Genomic DNA, 16921 nt, shown 5'->3' with positions numbered 1-16921 from the left:
TTTAATTTATGAGATCATGAAACGGAATTTGTTGAATATATTAATACTTGTTTTTATGTTGCCGTTCGGTATGTATGCCTGTCATCCTGCTCAGGTAAAAGTAATAAATAATGACCCGGAACAGACAGGAGAGGATAGCGTTACTTCCGGATTTCCCAAAGTATACTTGTGTAAAGACATCACTGCCGGAAATCTGGTCCGGATTTATGAAGCACTGGGACGTCCGGTAAAAGGTAAAGTAGCCGTAAAACTCAGTACGGGAGAGCCGGGAGGCCATAATTTTCTGCAACCGGCTTTAATTAAAGACCTGGTAAAAAAGGTCAACGGTACGATTGTGGAATGCAATACCGCTTACGGGGGCGGACGTTCGGATACCGAATCTCACTTTAAGGCAGCCGAAGATCATGGTTTTACAGCCATAGCTCCGGTGGATATTATGGATGCTGACGGAGAAGTCAGGCTTCCGGTTAAAAACGGAAAACATCTGAAGGAAGATATTGTCGGTTCTCATTATCTGAATTATGATTTTACGGTGGTGCTTTCCCATTTTAAGGGACATGCTATGGGCGGTTTCGGAGGCGCGATCAAGAATATTTCAATCGGAATCGCTTCTTCTGACGGGAAACGCCTGATTCATTCGGCTGGGACAAGTACAACCGATTGGGGAAATCCCGCCCAGGATGATTTTTTGGAGTCTATGGCCGAGGCGGCACAAGCTGTCATTCAGCATTGCGGCGACAATATCCTATACATTAGTGTGGCCAATAATTTGTCGGTAGACTGCGATTGTGATTCCAATCCGGCCGATCCGCAGATGGGGGATATTGGTATTTTGGCCTCACTTGACCCGGTGGCACTCGATAAGGCATGCACCGATTTGGTTCGGGCATCGGAAGATCATGGAAAGATACATCTGATTGAACGCATAGATTCCCGTCATGGTATGCATACGCTGGATTATGCCGAACGGATCGGATTGGGTAGCCAAAAGTATGAATTGGTGGAGTTGAAGTGAAAATCATTGATTTTATCATTGTTGCGGTACAGTAACCTCTTTTCCTTTTTTCCGTTTCTATGGATAGAAACAGGCGGAAGGAATGAAAAAGAAAATCAGGATAGTTGTTTATGTCATTTTTGCACTTGTCATTGTATATTTCGGAGTACAATGGATACTGGAAAGTAAAATCAGGAACCTCGTTGAAAAAAAGATATATGAAGTAACCCGGGGGACTGTAAAGGCTGAAGTTGGTTCGGTTTCTTTGCGGTTGATCAGTCGCTCGTTATGGCTGAAAGAGGTGAAAATCAGTTCAGATACAGGATCCGGCCTTCAAAAGGGGCTGCCTCTGGTAACTGCTGAGGGGTACCTTAAGAAAGTGGGGATACGTGGCATTCGTTTTAAAAAAAAAGATTCCGTAATTTACTTACGGGCAAAGGGGGTTGAATTGGACGTTTCGCGGCTGTCGGCCGATATATTGAAGAAAAGCCGGGATATCTCGGCTATGGATCGGAATATACCGCGCTTGCAGTTACAAATACAAAAAATAGCTGTCCGGCTCGGTCATATCCACTGCTGTGAAATCGAAGAACGTGATTCCGCCGAATTCCGTTTGCAGGATTTTAACGGGGAAGTAAACGATTGGGAGATGAATACGCTTTCCCGGAACACCGGTTTACCTTTTTCCTGCCGGGATTTACAAATGGCTTTGTCCTCCTTTCACTATTCGTTTGGAGAGAATTCACAGGTATTGGAAATCGATTCATTAAAACTGCAAGGAGCAAAGGGCCGCTTTGCTGTCGGAAATATCCGGTTGATGCCCCGGTATGGCATGTACGAATTTGCAGAAAAGGCCCCGGGACATGCGGATTGGACCCGAATCAAGGCCTCCGGATTGCGGGGGGAAGGGTTCAGTTTACAAAAACTGATGTCTGAACGGTTTATATTTATCGATAGTATTTCTTTGGAAAAGGCTTCTGTCAGTAGTTTTAAAAATCGGCAGATTGAGCAGAAAGCTCGGGTAAAACGTTTGTTTTACGAATCGGTACAGGAATTCTCTCTTCCTTTTGCTGTCCGGAGGGTTGCCCTGAACCGTGTCGATGTCGAATACCTGGAGTTGGCTAAACACGGACTTTCACCGGGAAGAATTGCTTTCGGTGATTTGCGGGGAATATTTTACGATCTGACAAACAGACCTCCATCCGGACAGTCTTTTTATACCTTAATGGCCGAAGGTAGACTGATGGATCAAGGGAAAATACAGGCTGTTTTCCGTTTACCGGCCGATTCTGTAAAACCGGCTTTTGAAATTGCCGGAGAGATGGGACCTCTGAATTTAGCTGTTTTAAATCCGATACTGGAACCTTTGGCAAAAATTAAGGTCACATCCGGACATTTGGAGAAAATGACATTTGAAATAAAAGGGAATTCGCAAAAAGCCCGGGTAGATATGGTGTTTTTGTATGAGAGGCTCCGGATTCGTATAATGAAAGAAAAGGACGGAAAGCTTCAGACCAGTTCGTTTCTTACAACTTTGGCTAATGGAATGATTGTAAAGGAAAATAACCCGGATCACCGGGGAATACGGAAAGGAGAGGGCTGGGCCGAAAGAGATCCCTATCGTTCCCAGTTCAATTACCTTTGGAAAATAATGCTCGAGGGACTAAAAAAATCTGTCGGACTCTAATTTTGCCGGAAAATAGGATTGGGGTAAGAAAGATTCGGAAGCTCTTCCTTTTTATTTTCATACTCTTTTTAAACATCAGTAATGGATTTCTTCGATAGTAGTAGTGGTTGATAGTGTCTTTCGTATTTCGGTTTCCGTAATGATACTCTGTCAAATAACCTGAAAATAGATTTCTGTATGGCAAAAAAATATATATTTGTATAAATTCAACCGAAACAGTAAATACAATGGGGTTATTAAATTTTATATTCGGTAAATCGAATAAAATGGAAAATGAGTTTTTCGGAACAATGACTTTTTTTGAGTTTAAGAGAGAACCTCATAAAAATTATTTCGAATGTAGTCGTCATTTTAAACCGACCGGCAAAATAATAGAAATCGGTATTGACGGAGATAAGGCAGGAGTAACCAAAGAGCAAATCGGGTTTTTTAGGTGTATAGAGGACAATTATTCCAAAATATGCCAAACGGTTGCTCCTTTGATTGAAAAGGAATTCGGGAGTTGGAAAGAAGGGTTCAGAATACTTGATTTTCAAAAGGAATTCGATGCAGTCTATTTGAGTTTACCGCGATGTGAAACCCAGCCTGTTGTTTGGGAAATTGCTTTTGAATCGGAACATAACGGAAACCATACCTTCACATTAACTATGTCAGACTTTGAGGCAAAAGAAATACTTATCGACGGATAAAACAATAGGTAGTCTGTTTCTGTCCGGATATTAAACGATGTAATGAAATGAAAAGCCTATTTTTATTCCTATTGGTCGGTTTTTGGACATTGGAGACCGTATTCGGTCAGTATCCGGCCTTGGCAGAAGCTGCTTGTCAGATAGAAAATCCTGCGATTCAATACGACCCTTCTTATTTTAGGATTTCCTACCCTAACGGGGATGTGCCGGTAGATAAAGGTGTATGTACAGATGTCGTAATCAGAGCTTACCGGAAATTAGGAATTGATTTACAGAAAAATGTCCATGAAGATATGAAAGCTAACTTTGGCAGGTATCCTAAAAACTGGGGACTTACCCGACCCGATCCGAATATAGACCATCGGCGAGTGCCTAATTTAATGACATTCTTTTCGAGATACGGTGAAGTGCTTGAGATTACAGATCGTCCGGAGGATTATAAACAGGGAGATATCGTTTGCTGGGATTTGGGACGTGGAATATTACACATCGGGATCGTTTCGAATGTCGCTTCAAAGGAGCAGGCTCCTGATTCTAACAACCGGCTTTTGATGATGCACAACATCGGCGCCGGTCAGGTATTGGAAGATTGTCTGTTTGACTGGAAAATAATAGGTCATTACAGGTATTTCGAAGAAGTCGAATGAAGGAAGTGCGCTACAGAAGTGTGCTCTTAAATTGGGCAGATTGTTTTGTGTTTAAAGTCGGCTTTATCGTCTTTGGTCAATGTATTCAAAGCCAAGGGGATGATAAGTTCGGCCGATTCCAGAAGATTGAATGTGAAAAATTCGGTTTTTGCCGATTCCGGGAGAATGCCGAGATCCGCTAATTACTTCCGAAAATCTGATCTTGCGGTAATTTAAAATTATCCAAAACCAGGAGAATAATAGAACATCCTTGGGGGATCGGGGATATAAACGACGTTTGCTCTGCGTATACCTATGGCTACATATACGACGGTACAGGAACGGTATAACTGCGGTATATGAACGGTCCCCGCCGGAGTTGTACCGGAGTTATACCGGAGTTGTACCGGAGTTAATAAGGCGAATCCCCGGCGAATCTCCGGTTGATCTCATACGGGGAACATAGCACTTTATCCCCGTCCCCGGGTGCTACTACGGACTTTGTTTGTTTTTTATTTTAAGGATGGATATAAGTGATTTATTCGTCCATGCTATGTTTTTCGATGTCAGGTAGAGCGGATACATTGTCAGGGCGGTTGTCATTCCCACGATTGAACCCAACATAATGTCTTCGGCAAAATGTTGCGATAGGTAAATGTGCGAGTAAGCTGCCACAATCGCCAGCATAAGACAAAAGAACGATATGTATCGGTTTTGTGACAAAAGGGTGATACAGGTCATGGTGGCAAAAACGGCGGAGGTGTGCCCTGACGGAAAACTGTTGGCGGTATGTATCTTCATTCCCTCCACAAACTGCAAAGCCACGTCAGGGAAGTTCTCTTCGAAAAATATTTTGGGGCGCGGCACACCGAAGAACCATTTCAGTCCTTTGGTAAGCAAAGCGTTCACAAGCAGAGTGATCAGCAGGTAAAACGATTGGTTTATTCGGAGGAAAAGATAAACCATAACAATAACGAAGGGGATGCTGGCACCCAGGTGGGTAAAATAGGTGAAAAAAAAATCCAGAAAAGACGAGCGATAGACATTGAGCATCAAGTGTAGTTCGCCCTTTTCGTAAATTACAATCAGTAAAAACCAGATTATTGCAAAAACGGCGTATGGAACAAGAAAGCAGATGAAAGTTTTTTTATTCATTTTTCTTAATTGTTATTCAGTATTTACGTGCAAAGCACGAACAACGCAAACGGAGAGTGTGTAAAACGGCATAACCGGATAACGTGCAATGCGTCAGTTATAAATATTCAATTCTTCTTTATAAATCGGACTTTCCACTCCCAGGAAATTCAGCACGCTGTGAAATACGTGATTTTGTGTCAACGATTCATTCGGTTTGAGTTGTCTCAAACTGTCGGATACCCAAACGATAAAGGGAATTTCGTACTGCTCCCGCGGAGCAATACTCATAGGTAGGCCATGCATATAGAGATTTTTTTCGCCCAGCGACTCGCCGTGGTCCGAAACAAATATCATCGAGCTGTCATACTCTTTCAGTTCTTTCAGTAGTTCAATCAGGCTGTGCAACAAATAGTCGGTATAAACAATGGTATTATCGTAAGCGTTTATCAACTCCTCTTGCGAACAGTCTGCCAGTTCAACGCTGTTGCATACGGGGGTGAAAATTTCGAAACGAGGAGGATATTTTTTGCTGTATGTCGGACCGTGGCTTGTGCTTGTGTGCAGAATGATTAACACTTTATTGTGTTCGCTTTCCGATATCTGTTCTTTCAGTCCGCTTAAAAGGATTTCGTCGTAATTGCCGTTTTCTCCTTTATAGCCAGGTATCAGGGCCGCTCTGTTTTGATAGGTCTTTATATGAACCGGCGGTTCTCCCCAGTTGGTTGTTCGCCACACAACCGACACATTGTTGCGAAACAAATAGTTGGGCAGTATCTCGTATAAATCATTGGACTTTTTGTGTGTTAAAATACATTTCATGCCGGCAGTGGTGTAGGTGGCACAAGATACCGCCGGGAAATAAAACAGGTTGGGCGTTTCGGACAACAAGGGGTTGGTATTCTTTTCGTAACCATAGAGCGAAAAGTTTTTACTTCTTGCCGATTCGCCTATTACCAGAACCAATACCGATTTTTTATTGTCTTTTAGGATGGCGTCGGGCAACAGAATTTCTTTTCTGTTGCTTTGGTGCTTATGGATATAAAAGCGTGCGATATTTACCGTGTAAGACCATGGCATTACAAGCCCGCCCAGAGTGGTGTCGTGTTTGTCAATCCATAGCCAGTTCGTGGCGTTGACAAATATCAATGCGGCGAAAAACAGCAGTGTCAGTGAAGTCGTTACCAAAAACTTTTTTAGCTTTACGGTTATTATTTTAGCCTTGATGATGTAGATCGAGGGAAATATGCCGAACAATAAGATGTATAGCAGTAATTTTACCGAGAAAAAACTGCTTGCTTCATCATAATTTGTATTGATAACGTTGCCTATCATTCCCTTGTCTATGATAATGTTGTAAGTATTTACAAAATAGGTGGCAATTGAGCTTATTATAAAGGTTACAACCATCAGAAACTTCCCTACAAAACGCGACAGGAAAAGAAATAGATAAAAAGTAAAAGCATTAAACAGTAATAATAAAACAAAGAGACTGATAACCAGTAATATGCCGTTGAAACTTTTATAATTGAGGTTATTGAAAACAAAAGCAAGAAACGAATAGTGGAAAAACAAAAGGTTGAACAGACTCATCAACAAGGCGAAATGAGTAATTTTTATACTTTTTGTCAATTGGGGAAACAATAACTTCATGCAGCAATAGATTTTATGTGAATTAGTGATAAATAAATTAGAGTAAGTTGTCGCCTTTCAATTGGACGCTTTTTGTACAAGAAAAACGGAATGGCAATCAAAACAATATTTGAAATCTATGCGGCAATTATCGGATTCATACCTCTTTGCATTTTTGGTGCCGAAAAAGTGCAGCGCCAAGCACTGTAAGAATAAAAGCCGAGATTACTCCGGCACGCGTAGAGGTATATTACAATTCGAATTTTAAAATAGTGTTTTTTAACCAGTAGCCAACAGACAATTAATTTGTGCGTAAAACTAAGAAATTTGCGTTTAAAAACTTAATGGCTATAGGTTAAAATTAGTTAATTGGGTTTTCCGTGACGAATAATTAAGGCATTTATATACAAGTTTACCGTAAATTATTTCTTGTCTTTATATTGTTAAATCCACTATACTACATGGACTTGTTCATGTCAAGTCTGCACCCTGATAAAGGGGGCATTGCCTCAAAATAATTGTCTGATTAAGTCACAATTATTAGCACTTTAGCCCCGTCACCGGGTGCTATTTCGGTTTACAATTGTTTTGTTTTTTTGAATTCTAATATTTACAACGAAATATTAGGATGTTGTGATTGGATTTTTTAATTTTAACAATTAATTTTTTGTTATGCGCCTGAAATTGATATTGAAGTTATTGGATGGTAATTGTTTACCTTGTAATTATATGTACGAGTTATCGAGTGCTTTGTATAAAGTTTTGAATGAGGGGAATACTGATTTTACAACCTGGCTGCACGATAAAGGGTATTGTAAGGAGAAGAAATCTTTCAAATTATTCACTTTTTCCAATTTATACATTCCCCGTTTTAAAATCGAGGGGGATCGGTTGGGGATTCTGACAGATACGGTGCAGTTGATTGTTTCTTTCTATCCGATTGAAGCGATTGAAGCTTTTGTAATGGGAGTATTCAGGAACAGGCGGATGGAGATCGGAGACCGTAAATCACGGGTAGCATTTGAAGTCATGACGGTGGAACGTTTAGCTGAACCGGAATTCACACCGAAGATGACTTTTAAAGCTATTTCCCCGGTTTTTGTGGAAGAGCAGTTTCCGGATACGTCCCGGACAGTCCATCTTACTCCGGGAGATCCCCGGTTTGCAGAATTACTTCATCTGAATTTACTGGAAAAGTACAGAGCATTTCATCAGCAGGAACCTGATCCGCAATGGCCGGTAACCCGTTTGAGGGTACTGTCGGCCCCAAAAGCAAAGACTATTGCTTTGAGGGCAGGAACTCCCCAGGAAACGAAAATGAAAGGGTATCTTTTCAATTTTGAGTTGCAAGGAGAGCCTGAATTATTGCGTCTGGGGTATTACGGTGGCTTCGGGCGTTTGAACAGCCAGGGATTTGGTTGTACAGAGATCATTCGTTTGATTCAGTCAATTTCTTCTCCTAAAGCTGATGTTTAAATTGTAGTTGCCCGTGATGTTCGCAACGAAATTGAAGGAAAGTAGGGAAAAAATGTGTGATACTCAGCGGAATTTTGATGATAAGGGAGGGTGTTGGGGAGAGGAAATAAATGGTAATAGATTTTTAATATTGGATAAAATGAAAAAGCTCCCAGAATGGGAGCAATTCTAATTAGTTCGATAATACTCTGAATTAAATGAATTTCAATACTATACTAGGACAATTAATTATTGATACAAAGGTAAATTTTTTATGGTTCAAATCAAAATGATATTTTGAGAGAGTGATATTGTATTTTTTTACTCGGCATTGAATGATGGATAGATTTTTGTATGTTTGCATCAAAATAAAAAACATACAAAGCTATGGAAGATTTTAATTATATTTCGGATGAAGGTATTCAGCTAGATGAGGTTGATACAATGAATTACATTAGATTGAAAGTAGATGATTTGAAAAAGGAAGGTCAAAGTAATGAGTATATTGAAGAGTTTATTTTGTCTGATGATAGTTTGGTAGGTGATAGTGAAAGAATGATAAAGTTCTTTGAAAAGATATTACAAGAATACAAAATTATATGAACCAACAAATTAAAACAATCGATTACAAATGGTTGACAGAACCGACGGGTGATCCTTTTGCGGATGCCGGTGGGTTTGCTTTAAAAGAATTTGCGAAAAGGTTTCCGGAAAAAGATATTTTGGGCATAATCGAGGAGGTGTCTAAAATATATGTGAATCAATGGGATGCAAAGATCAATACTTTTTTTCTAAATTCTAAAATTACTCAACCGGCTTTTAAGGGAGATCGGAAACTGGAAGAGACCATGAAGTTTTTCCGGGAATTGGTCGATGAAAGGACTTCGGTAGGAAAAGGTTATTGCCGGATAAGCGGACAGAAAACACAATTGTTTGTTGCCGGGCGTGATAACTCTGTTTTATCGGGTTCGGGAACGTTTGTGAACTTTCATCATGCGTTTGAGGCTGGGATTCTGGTTTCAAAGGAGATGCTGATCCGTTTTCATTTTGTTCCTCTGGCTTGTATTCTTTTGCAGGGAAGGATTGCATTGATACATAGCAATGATAACCGATTGACAGAATTGTTTGCTGCTGAGAATTGTAAAGAAAATTTGCATGCAGTGGCTATGAATTTATCGGATGGAATACTGAAAACTAAATGCCGGGCACCCTCAACAGCTCTTTTCCGTTTTATCGATAAAGCATCGATCAAAAGTCAGGATGAAAATGAACTGGATAAATATTCTTTAATTCTATATCATTTTACCAATTTCGGAGCCAGTCCGGAAGTGAAGATTTATACTGTTCCTTCACAGTTGTTTGCTTTTTATGCTTATACTCAACGAGGGGATTGGAAATTTGATTGGGAACAGTTTGTGGGGAGTTATTACCGAAGCACGGAATATAAGGGTGCAAAATACAATGAGAACACACGACAGATTGATTTTGAGAAAAAAGGACAGGTTGAAATGATTGAACGTGGGGAGTATCAGAATTGGTCGAATTTAATATATAGCAGGTTACTGGCCGGAGAGACCATATTGCCCTATATGCGCTCATGGTCTGAGAATCATTCTTTTAGCTGGAAAATTGTTGCAAAATATTTAAGCAAAATTAAAAATATGAAACAGGAAGCTCAGAAAAAAATATTGGAATTGGCCGATTTTATAATCGAAACAGAAGGAAAAGACAGAATCGGGAAATGTATTCAGCAGATTAAGAATGCAAAGTCTTCATCGGCATTGAGCCGTTTGTTGATTAATAAGGTACTATCTAAGAATCTGGAATTGAAAAGAGAGGCAATACTTACTGTTGAAGATTATTGTGAATATCTTTTCCCGGAAGAAGTGTTTTGGCGGGATGTCAGGGATGTATTTCTGATTGCGATTTATCAGAGATTGCATGAAAAAGGAATTTTCCTGAATGCGAAAGAAACTGAAATAGAAGATGAGGATGAAACAGATATTAATGAATAAACATATAGCTATGAAAAATTTGAAAACACAGGGATTTGTTCTTTTGGATGTAGACGTTGTGGCATTAAATAATGCCGGGAAAAGTAATTCTACTTTGAATGAGAATGGAGTTGCTACAAAGACGATAACTAAAAATGGCCGGACTTATGCTTATGTTTCCGGTCAGGCCTGGAGATATTGGTGGCGTGAAGCACTGCAAAAAAATTGTGACTGGAAACTGTCGCCTGTTATCCGGGATTCAAAAATTGCATATACCAATGCCGATCCTATTACTTATCCGGATGATGATGTTTTCGGATATATGCGTGCTGCAACTGAAATTGTTATAGATAGTAAAGGAAAGGAGAAAAAAGAGAATATAACCGTTACCCGGATCTCACCCTTGAAAAATTCGGCTATCGTGTCTGTAGCTGCTGTTACGGTTGCAGAAAACTGGTCGAGTATGGCCCGGCAGGAAGGAGATGCTGTCCCGTATAGTAAGCAGGAGTATAGTGCGGTTATGAAAGGAATGTTCAGCCTGGATTTGAATATGATCGGTACTTTTTCGAATTACAATCGTACCGGATATATGAATCTTTCTGCAGCTTTAAAGAAAAAGGCTATGGAAAAAGGAGCCACGGAAATTGACGATCCGTTTATTTGTAATCAGAAATTAATCCGGCTGGATCAAGCTGTCCGTATTCAAAGAGCTGTTGACACGGTCAAAGCATTGAAATATATTGCCGGTGGAGCTATGCAGACGGATAACCTGGGTGATGTAACTCCAAAATTCATTATTCTGGCGACAACCAATGCAGGTAACCATCCGTTTTCTCATGTTGCTTCGTCAACCGGGGGATATGATAAGATAGCAAAGCTGAATGTAGCGGGAATTGCAGAAGTAATTGAAGACTACCGGGAAACTTTTGTCGGTAAAATTTTTATCGGAAAACGTTCAGGCTTCTGGAATGAGGAAGATGAAGCTCTGAAAAATCTGGCAGATCAGTTTAAGGATTTGGTTGTCATGGGAACTGTAAATGAGGCAATAGATGCTTATTGTGAACAGATGAAAAATCAATTGGGCGAATGAAATTTTATCGGATAAAAATCAGTTCATGGACATCGGGTTTCCGGTATCCCAATATTCTTTCCGGATATCAGCCGACACTGGAAGTACCTCCTGTGAGTACTGTGTTGGGATTAATCAATGCTTGTGCCGGAAAATATCTTGATTTTAAAAAGATCGAATTGGGATATTATTTTGAATTCGGAGCTAAGGAGGTGGATCTGGAAACCATTTATCAGATTGAGAGGACGGATAAAGGTACCCCCAAAAATGAGGTAAAATCGAATGTAATCCGGAGAGAATTCCTGTATGATTGCTGTTTATACCTTTATTTGAACAATAAAGATTTGGCCGATTATTTTAGAAAACCTTATTTTCCATTATTGTTGGGACGTAGTGGTGATCTGGCAACTGTGGACAAAATTGAAGAGGTAGAATTGGAAGAGGTTAAGGAGTCTCAATACATTAAAGGGCAGGTAATTCCTTTCCGGGGAAATTTTTTGCCCGGTGTGATCCAGGCCTTACCTCAATATTTTACGGATGAGATTCCACGGCGGAATCTGGGTATTGAACCTTATACAGTCGTTTCTTGTTTCTCGACGACAGGTGTAACGAATGTGGTTGCCTATCGGGATGTAATTGAGAATAATACATTGGATATTTATCTGCATCGTTTAAACTTTGAAAATGAGTTATAAAAATGATTTTCAGGTTCTGGCCAAGTCGGAACCTGAAATGACTTTACATCATCATATAGAGGATTGCCTGCATATATTCAGTGAATTGAAGTTGTGTTTTCATAATTTACCGTTGGCAGGTGCTGACTGTTTCTGGAAGTCGGTGTATACGGCTGTCGTTATACATGATTTGGGGAAAGCTCACCCTGATTTTCAGGCCTTGTTACGGAAAATGAAAAATGCATGGCATATGCAAAGGCATGAATTGTTTTCAGTTTGTTTTATTGAGCAAATGAAGATTGCAGATGTTGAGAAAAGATTGATTGCTTTTGCTGTTGCCGGTCACCATAAATCCTTAGATGAATTGGCTGATTATGTAAGGAAGAATTATAAATCTTCACGTCGGAATGAATTGTGGGATGATTTTGAAGATGATGAAGAAAAAAAGGAGTTTATAAACGAATTTGGAAAAATTGATCAGGAATATGTAAATGTTTTATTGTCTTTTTATGGTATTGATTTTGAAGAGAAGGATAAATTTGAATATGAAATTATAGAACAGATTCGTAATTTTAAAAAATTTCGTGCTGTTGCTGAAAGTTCAATATTTTTGAATCAGTTATTATTGGTTGGTGCATTAAAACAATGTGATCATCTGGCTTCTGCCGGTATAAAAGCATTGGGTAAACTGGAACTGCGGGATTTTGATTTTTTGTATTCTCATGCTTTATATATTCATCAACAGGAGGCTTCGGAAGCGATAGGACATGTTATATTGAGTGCTCCGACTGGTTCCGGAAAGACCGAAACTGCTCTTTTATGGCTGAAAAAGCAATTGCACGAGAATGGTCAGGGGAGAGTTTTCTACGTTTTACCTTTTACGGCTTCTATCAATGCTATGTATGAACGATTAGACGGGAATTTTTCAAAAGATGAAAGAAAGGTAGGGATGCAACATGGTAAATTGGCTCAATACCTGGAATATCGACTCTCGGAAGATGATGAGATTTTGGATGAAACGGAGAAAAGACAATTGCTGGAAGATTTCAAATCGTTGGTAACTCCTTTGAAAGTGGTGACACCTTTTCAATTGTTAAAACATCTTTTTGGATTACGTGGCTTTGAGAAGGGGATGTTTGAATGGTGTGGATGTTATTTGATATTTGACGAAATCCATGCTTATGATCCCAAAGTATTTGCTCAGGTCGTGGTGTTACTCAAATTTATGATTGGGTATATGAAGGCGAATGTCCATATTATGACAGCTACTCTACCGGGTTTTATGCGGCGGGAGCTGGAGGTGGTATTAGGGACTTGTACAGAGATTCATGCTACCCGCGAATTGTATGAAAAATTTGACCGTCATAGAGTGCGATTGCAATCCGGTAAGCTGATCGATTCGTTGAATGATATTCAAAATCGGTTGGATCAGAGGCAACACGTTTTAGTTGTTTGCAATACAGTTGCAATGGCTCAACAGGTTTTTAAAAAATTGGAGGCAGAGAAGAAGGTGCTGTTGCATGGAGCCTTTAATGGGGCAGACCGTTATGGTCAGGAAAAGCGTCTGAGGTGTGAGGAGATAGATTTATTGGTCGGAACTCAGGCTATTGAGGTCAGCTTGGATATTGATTACGATTGTATATATACCGAACCGGCTCCTTTGGATGCGTTGATACAACGATTTGGACGGGTGAACCGGAAACGGGCAAAAGGGATATGTGATTGTTGTATTTTTGAGGAAAGAAATGATACCGATCATTTTATATATCAGGATGCTCAGGTCATCGAAAGAACTTTAGCTGTACTTTGTGAAATAGAATGCGAAAACGATGGGATAATCAAGGAATATTTTTTACAACAGGCTATTGATTATGTATATCCGGATTGGAATGAAAAAAATCGGGAAGAGTATAATAATGTGATGAATTTCCTTGAATATGATGTGGTCCATTGTTTGTCGCCATTGGAGTATAGTGAACAAAGGGAGGAGGAATTTACCAGACAGTTTAATGGAATTCAGGTTTTGCCAGTCAGTTTGAAGGGACTTTTTCAGGATTTCTTGGATATGAACCAGTTTATTAAAGCTGAAAGTTTATTGGTAAATGTGAGTGAAAAACGTTTTGTTGCTTTATTAAAACAAGGGCAGCTTATTAAAGAAAAGTTTGCTTTTGAGTCCGGAAAAACCGGAAAAGTATATGAAAAAGATGTCTATGTGATAAATAGAAAATACTCGCATGAGTTGGGACTTCTTATCAATGAAGATGAAACAGAAAATGTAGATAGTTGTATTTTATAACGGTATGTATGTAACAGCGACACATATTAATTATTATCACATTTGTAAGCGGAAATTATGGTTGTTCGGGAATGGGATAAATATGGAACAGACATCGGATTTGGTGGCTGAAGGAAGGTTGGTGCATGAGACTTCGTATCCCAATCGGGCTGCAAGGTATGAGGAGGTCAAGATCGGAGGGTCTGTGATTGATTTTTATGATCCACGGGAGAAGGTTGTTCACGAAATAAAAAAATCTTCGTCTAAGGAAGAAGCGCATATCTGGCAGGTGAAATATTATTTATATCTTTTTGAGAAGGAAGGAATTGAAGATGTGGTAGGAATTTTGGAATATCCGTTGTTGCGGGAAACTTTACGGGTAGAATTGGAAGAAGATGACCGGGAAAGCCTTCGGAAGATGGAAGATGAAATCCGAAAGATTATCGGTTCTGAGACATGTCCTTCTGTTGTATCGAAGAGAAAATGTGGGAAGTGTTCATATTATGAGTTTTGTTATTCGGGGGAAGAAGAGTAAGATTATGAAAGCTTTGAGAATTATGAAATAAGCAGATGAAACTGAAACTTTAAAACAATGAAAAGGACTTACTATCTGTTTAATCCGGGGCGATTGAGCCGGAAGGACAATACGTTGAAGTTTACGCCCGTGGATGAGGAGGGGCGTGAAGGACAACCGCGTTATATTCCGATTGAGACAGTGGATAATCTGTTTGTTTTCGGAAGTCTGGATGCCAATAGTATGATGTATAATTTTCTGGGGAAAAATCAGGTTGCTGTGCATTTTTTCGATTATTACGAACATTATACCGGTTCGTTTATGCCGAAGGATTATCTGCTATCCGGGAAAATGCAGATTGCTCAGATGAAGCATTATAGCCGTAATGACAAACGGATGGTTATAGCTAAGTGTTTTATTAATGGAGCTGCATTCAATATGTTGAAAAATTTGAGGTATTATACAAATCGTGGAAAAGATGTCACCCAGCAGATTGAACGTATTGAGGCATACATACCATTGATCTCCACAGCGACTGATATTCCGGTTTTAATGGGGATAGAAGGAAATATCCGGCAAACGTATTATGAGGCATTCGATACAATTATCGATGGCTTTACGATGGGAAACCGGACAAAATTACCACCTTCGAATGAGGTAAATGCGATGATTTCTTTTGCCAATAGTATGTGTTATTCGGTATGTTTGGATGCGATATATCATACGCAATTGAATCCGACCATCAGTTTTTTGCATGAGCCGGGAGAGCGGCGTTATTCATTAGCTTTGGATATTGCCGAGATTTTTAAACCGATATTAGCGGATCGGTTGTTGTTTTCAATGTTTAACCGGAAACAGTTACGCGAATCCGATTTCGATCAAAATCTGAACCGTTGTTTGTTAAAGCCTTCTTCCATGAAAAAAGTGGCACAGGAATGGGAGGAAAGGACAAAAGAGACGATCAAGCATAGAAAACTGGGAAGAAGTGTGAGTTATAAACATCTGATTAAGTTGGAATGTTATAAACTGACAAAGCATTTATTAGGAATGGAAGAATATAGACCTTTAAAAATGTGGTGGTGAAATGTATGTGATTTTGGTATACGATGTGGATCAGAAAAGGACGGCAAAAATGTTGAAGTTGTGTCGACGTTATCTTTCCTGGATTCAGAATAGTGTATTCGAAGGGGAGATTTCTGAAGTTCAATTAAAGTATTTGGTCGTTGAAGCTAAAGAAATAATGCAAGAAAAAGATAGTCTGATTTTATTTAAAAGCAGGGATGAAAAATGGTTGGAAAAGGAAATTGTTGGGGATGAAAAAGCCAGTGTCTCGAATTTTTTGTAGCGTCAACCTATTTAGAGATATTGGCTATTCGAAACCGATTTATTAGATGCTTGGGAAAAAAGTCCTTTGACATATTGAAAATAAGCAAGTTATAAATAGTCGTCGAAAGTCGGGGAAAATCTAAGAATTGGAGGTCGACTGCAAATAACTGTAAAAATTAACGGTTGCTTAGTTGATAAGATGTTGATTTTCATGTATATTCCAGGCTGTATTTAACGGCTTTTAATTGAACTAAGGTAGAATTGAAACTTTATCGCCGGGGTTGACCTCTTCACACAAAATAGGCTTTTAATTGAACTAAGGTAGAATTGAAACTGAATAGAATCAGGAATAAATTTAAACTCTGAATAACTTTTAATTGAACTAAGGTAGAATTGAAACATTAAAAGTGTAAGCGGTTAAGAATTTGACATTACTCCTTTTAATTGAACTAAGGTAGAATTGAAACAGAATTAAATAAAGATCAACTTTATTAGCAAATTCGCTTTTAATTGAACTAAGGTAGAATTGAAACCCAGTAATGAATGTTTCCCAGTTCGCCCAGAGGATGCTTTTAATTGAACTAAGGTAGAATTGAAACGCGTCTTTATAACGCTGCATTTGAGCGGTAGGGGTGTCTTTTAATTGAACTAAGGTAGAATTGAAACTCTTTTAGTGATGAGGGCTGAACATGGTTCTCTTTTCTTTTAATTGAACTAAGGTAGAATTGAAACCGATAGTAAATGTCCTGTTTAAAGTAGTAGCGTAGACTTTTAATTGAACTAAGGTAGAATTGAAACCTCCTCGCCAATCCGGTTCTATCTTTGTGGCGAGTACTTTTAATTGAACTAAGG

15 protein-coding genes and 1 CRISPR repeat array are annotated in these 16921 nt (G+C 39.2%); of the genes, 13 read left to right on the top strand and 2 right to left on the bottom strand.

Translation table 11 applies throughout. The annotated features are described in order from the left end of the window. Positions 1-16: 16 nt before the first annotated feature. The 4 genes from DD657_RS04925 to DD657_RS04910 all read left to right on the top strand — a co-directional run bounded on the left by DD657_RS04925 (position 17) and on the right by DD657_RS04910 (position 4017). Entirely contained in the window at positions 17-1015 is a 999-nt protein-coding gene (locus tag DD657_RS04925) for a DUF362 domain-containing protein (RefSeq protein ID WP_021988537.1), read from the top strand. 82 nt (positions 1016-1097) lie between these two features. Beyond that, positions 1098-2681, top strand: coding sequence for an AsmA family protein (locus tag DD657_RS04920; protein ID WP_287048784.1), 1584 nt, complete (start codon positions 1098-1100; stop codon positions 2679-2681). A gap of 266 nt (positions 2682-2947) precedes the next feature. After that, the gene (locus DD657_RS04915) at positions 2948-3370 is read left to right on the top strand and encodes a hypothetical protein (protein WP_287048782.1); all 423 of its coding nucleotides are present in this window, start codon (positions 2948-2950) and stop codon (positions 3368-3370) included. Between the two features lie 47 nt (positions 3371-3417). Continuing rightward, positions 3418-4017, top strand: coding sequence for a DUF1287 domain-containing protein (locus DD657_RS04910; RefSeq protein WP_287048779.1), 600 nt, complete (start codon positions 3418-3420; stop codon positions 4015-4017). A gap of 471 nt (positions 4018-4488) precedes the next feature. Here the strand turns inward: DD657_RS04910 and DD657_RS04905 are convergent, their stop codons facing one another. Further along, positions 4489-5151: a phosphatase PAP2 family protein gene (locus DD657_RS04905; protein ID WP_287048777.1), complete on the bottom strand. Its 663-nt coding sequence runs from the start codon at positions 5149-5151 to the stop codon at positions 4489-4491. Between the two features lie 93 nt (positions 5152-5244). Continuing rightward, positions 5245-6783 (bottom strand): phosphoethanolamine--lipid A transferase EptA, encoded by a 1539-nt coding sequence (gene eptA, locus DD657_RS04900; RefSeq protein WP_287048774.1) that lies wholly within the window; start codon positions 6781-6783, stop codon positions 5245-5247. Positions 6784-7434: 651 nt separating this feature from the next. Here eptA and cas6 point away from each other — a divergent pair. The 9 genes from cas6 (at position 7435) to cas2 (ending at position 16088) form a co-directional block, all read left to right on the top strand. Continuing rightward, positions 7435-8238, top strand: coding sequence for a CRISPR-associated endoribonuclease Cas6 (gene cas6 / locus DD657_RS04895; protein ID WP_287048772.1), 804 nt, complete (start codon positions 7435-7437; stop codon positions 8236-8238). Between the two features lie 366 nt (positions 8239-8604). Continuing rightward, positions 8605-8820: a hypothetical protein gene (locus DD657_RS04890; protein WP_287048770.1), complete on the top strand. Its 216-nt coding sequence runs from the start codon at positions 8605-8607 to the stop codon at positions 8818-8820. Continuing rightward, positions 8817-10232: a hypothetical protein gene (locus DD657_RS04885; RefSeq protein ID WP_287048768.1), complete on the top strand. Its 1416-nt coding sequence runs from the start codon at positions 8817-8819 to the stop codon at positions 10230-10232. The genes DD657_RS04890 and DD657_RS04885 overlap by 4 nt, the downstream gene beginning before the upstream one ends. A gap of 10 nt (positions 10233-10242) precedes the next feature. Then, on the top strand, positions 10243-11301 hold the full coding sequence (cas7i, locus tag DD657_RS04880; RefSeq protein WP_287048766.1) for a type I-B CRISPR-associated protein Cas7/Cst2/DevR: 1059 nt from the start codon (positions 10243-10245) through the stop codon (positions 11299-11301). Continuing rightward, complete coding sequence (gene cas5b / locus DD657_RS04875; protein WP_287048765.1) at positions 11298-11975, top strand: type I-B CRISPR-associated protein Cas5b; 678 nt, start codon at positions 11298-11300, stop codon at positions 11973-11975. Before cas7i ends, cas5b begins: the two co-directional genes overlap by 4 nt. Continuing rightward, positions 11965-14250 (top strand): CRISPR-associated helicase Cas3', encoded by a 2286-nt coding sequence (gene cas3, locus DD657_RS04870; RefSeq protein WP_287048764.1) that lies wholly within the window; start codon positions 11965-11967, stop codon positions 14248-14250. Before cas5b ends, cas3 begins: the two co-directional genes overlap by 11 nt. Before the next feature lie 4 nt (positions 14251-14254). Next, a complete protein-coding gene (cas4, locus tag DD657_RS04865) occupies positions 14255-14764 on the top strand; it encodes a CRISPR-associated protein Cas4 (protein WP_287048763.1) in 510 nt (169 codons plus the stop codon). 57 nt (positions 14765-14821) lie between these two features. Beyond that, positions 14822-15826, top strand: a complete 1005-nt coding sequence (gene cas1b / locus DD657_RS04860; RefSeq protein WP_287048762.1) for a type I-B CRISPR-associated endonuclease Cas1b — start codon at positions 14822-14824, stop codon at positions 15824-15826. 1 nt (position 15827) lies between these two features. Beyond that, positions 15828-16088: a CRISPR-associated endonuclease Cas2 gene (gene cas2, locus DD657_RS04855; protein ID WP_287048761.1), complete on the top strand. Its 261-nt coding sequence runs from the start codon at positions 15828-15830 to the stop codon at positions 16086-16088. Positions 16089-16307: 219 nt separating this feature from the next. Next, positions 16308-16867: a CRISPR direct-repeat array (repeat unit 30 nt; unit sequence CTTTTAATTGAACTAAGGTAGAATTGAAAC). Positions 16868-16921: the final 54 nt, after the last annotated feature.

It is taken from the genome of Culturomica sp. (assembly GCF_003524185.1).
GTDB classification, from domain to species: domain Bacteria; phylum Bacteroidota; class Bacteroidia; order Bacteroidales; family Marinifilaceae; genus Culturomica; species Culturomica massiliensis.
The sequence above is the reverse complement of the archived record's forward strand: the minus strand, read 5'-3'. Positions and strand labels throughout refer to the sequence as shown.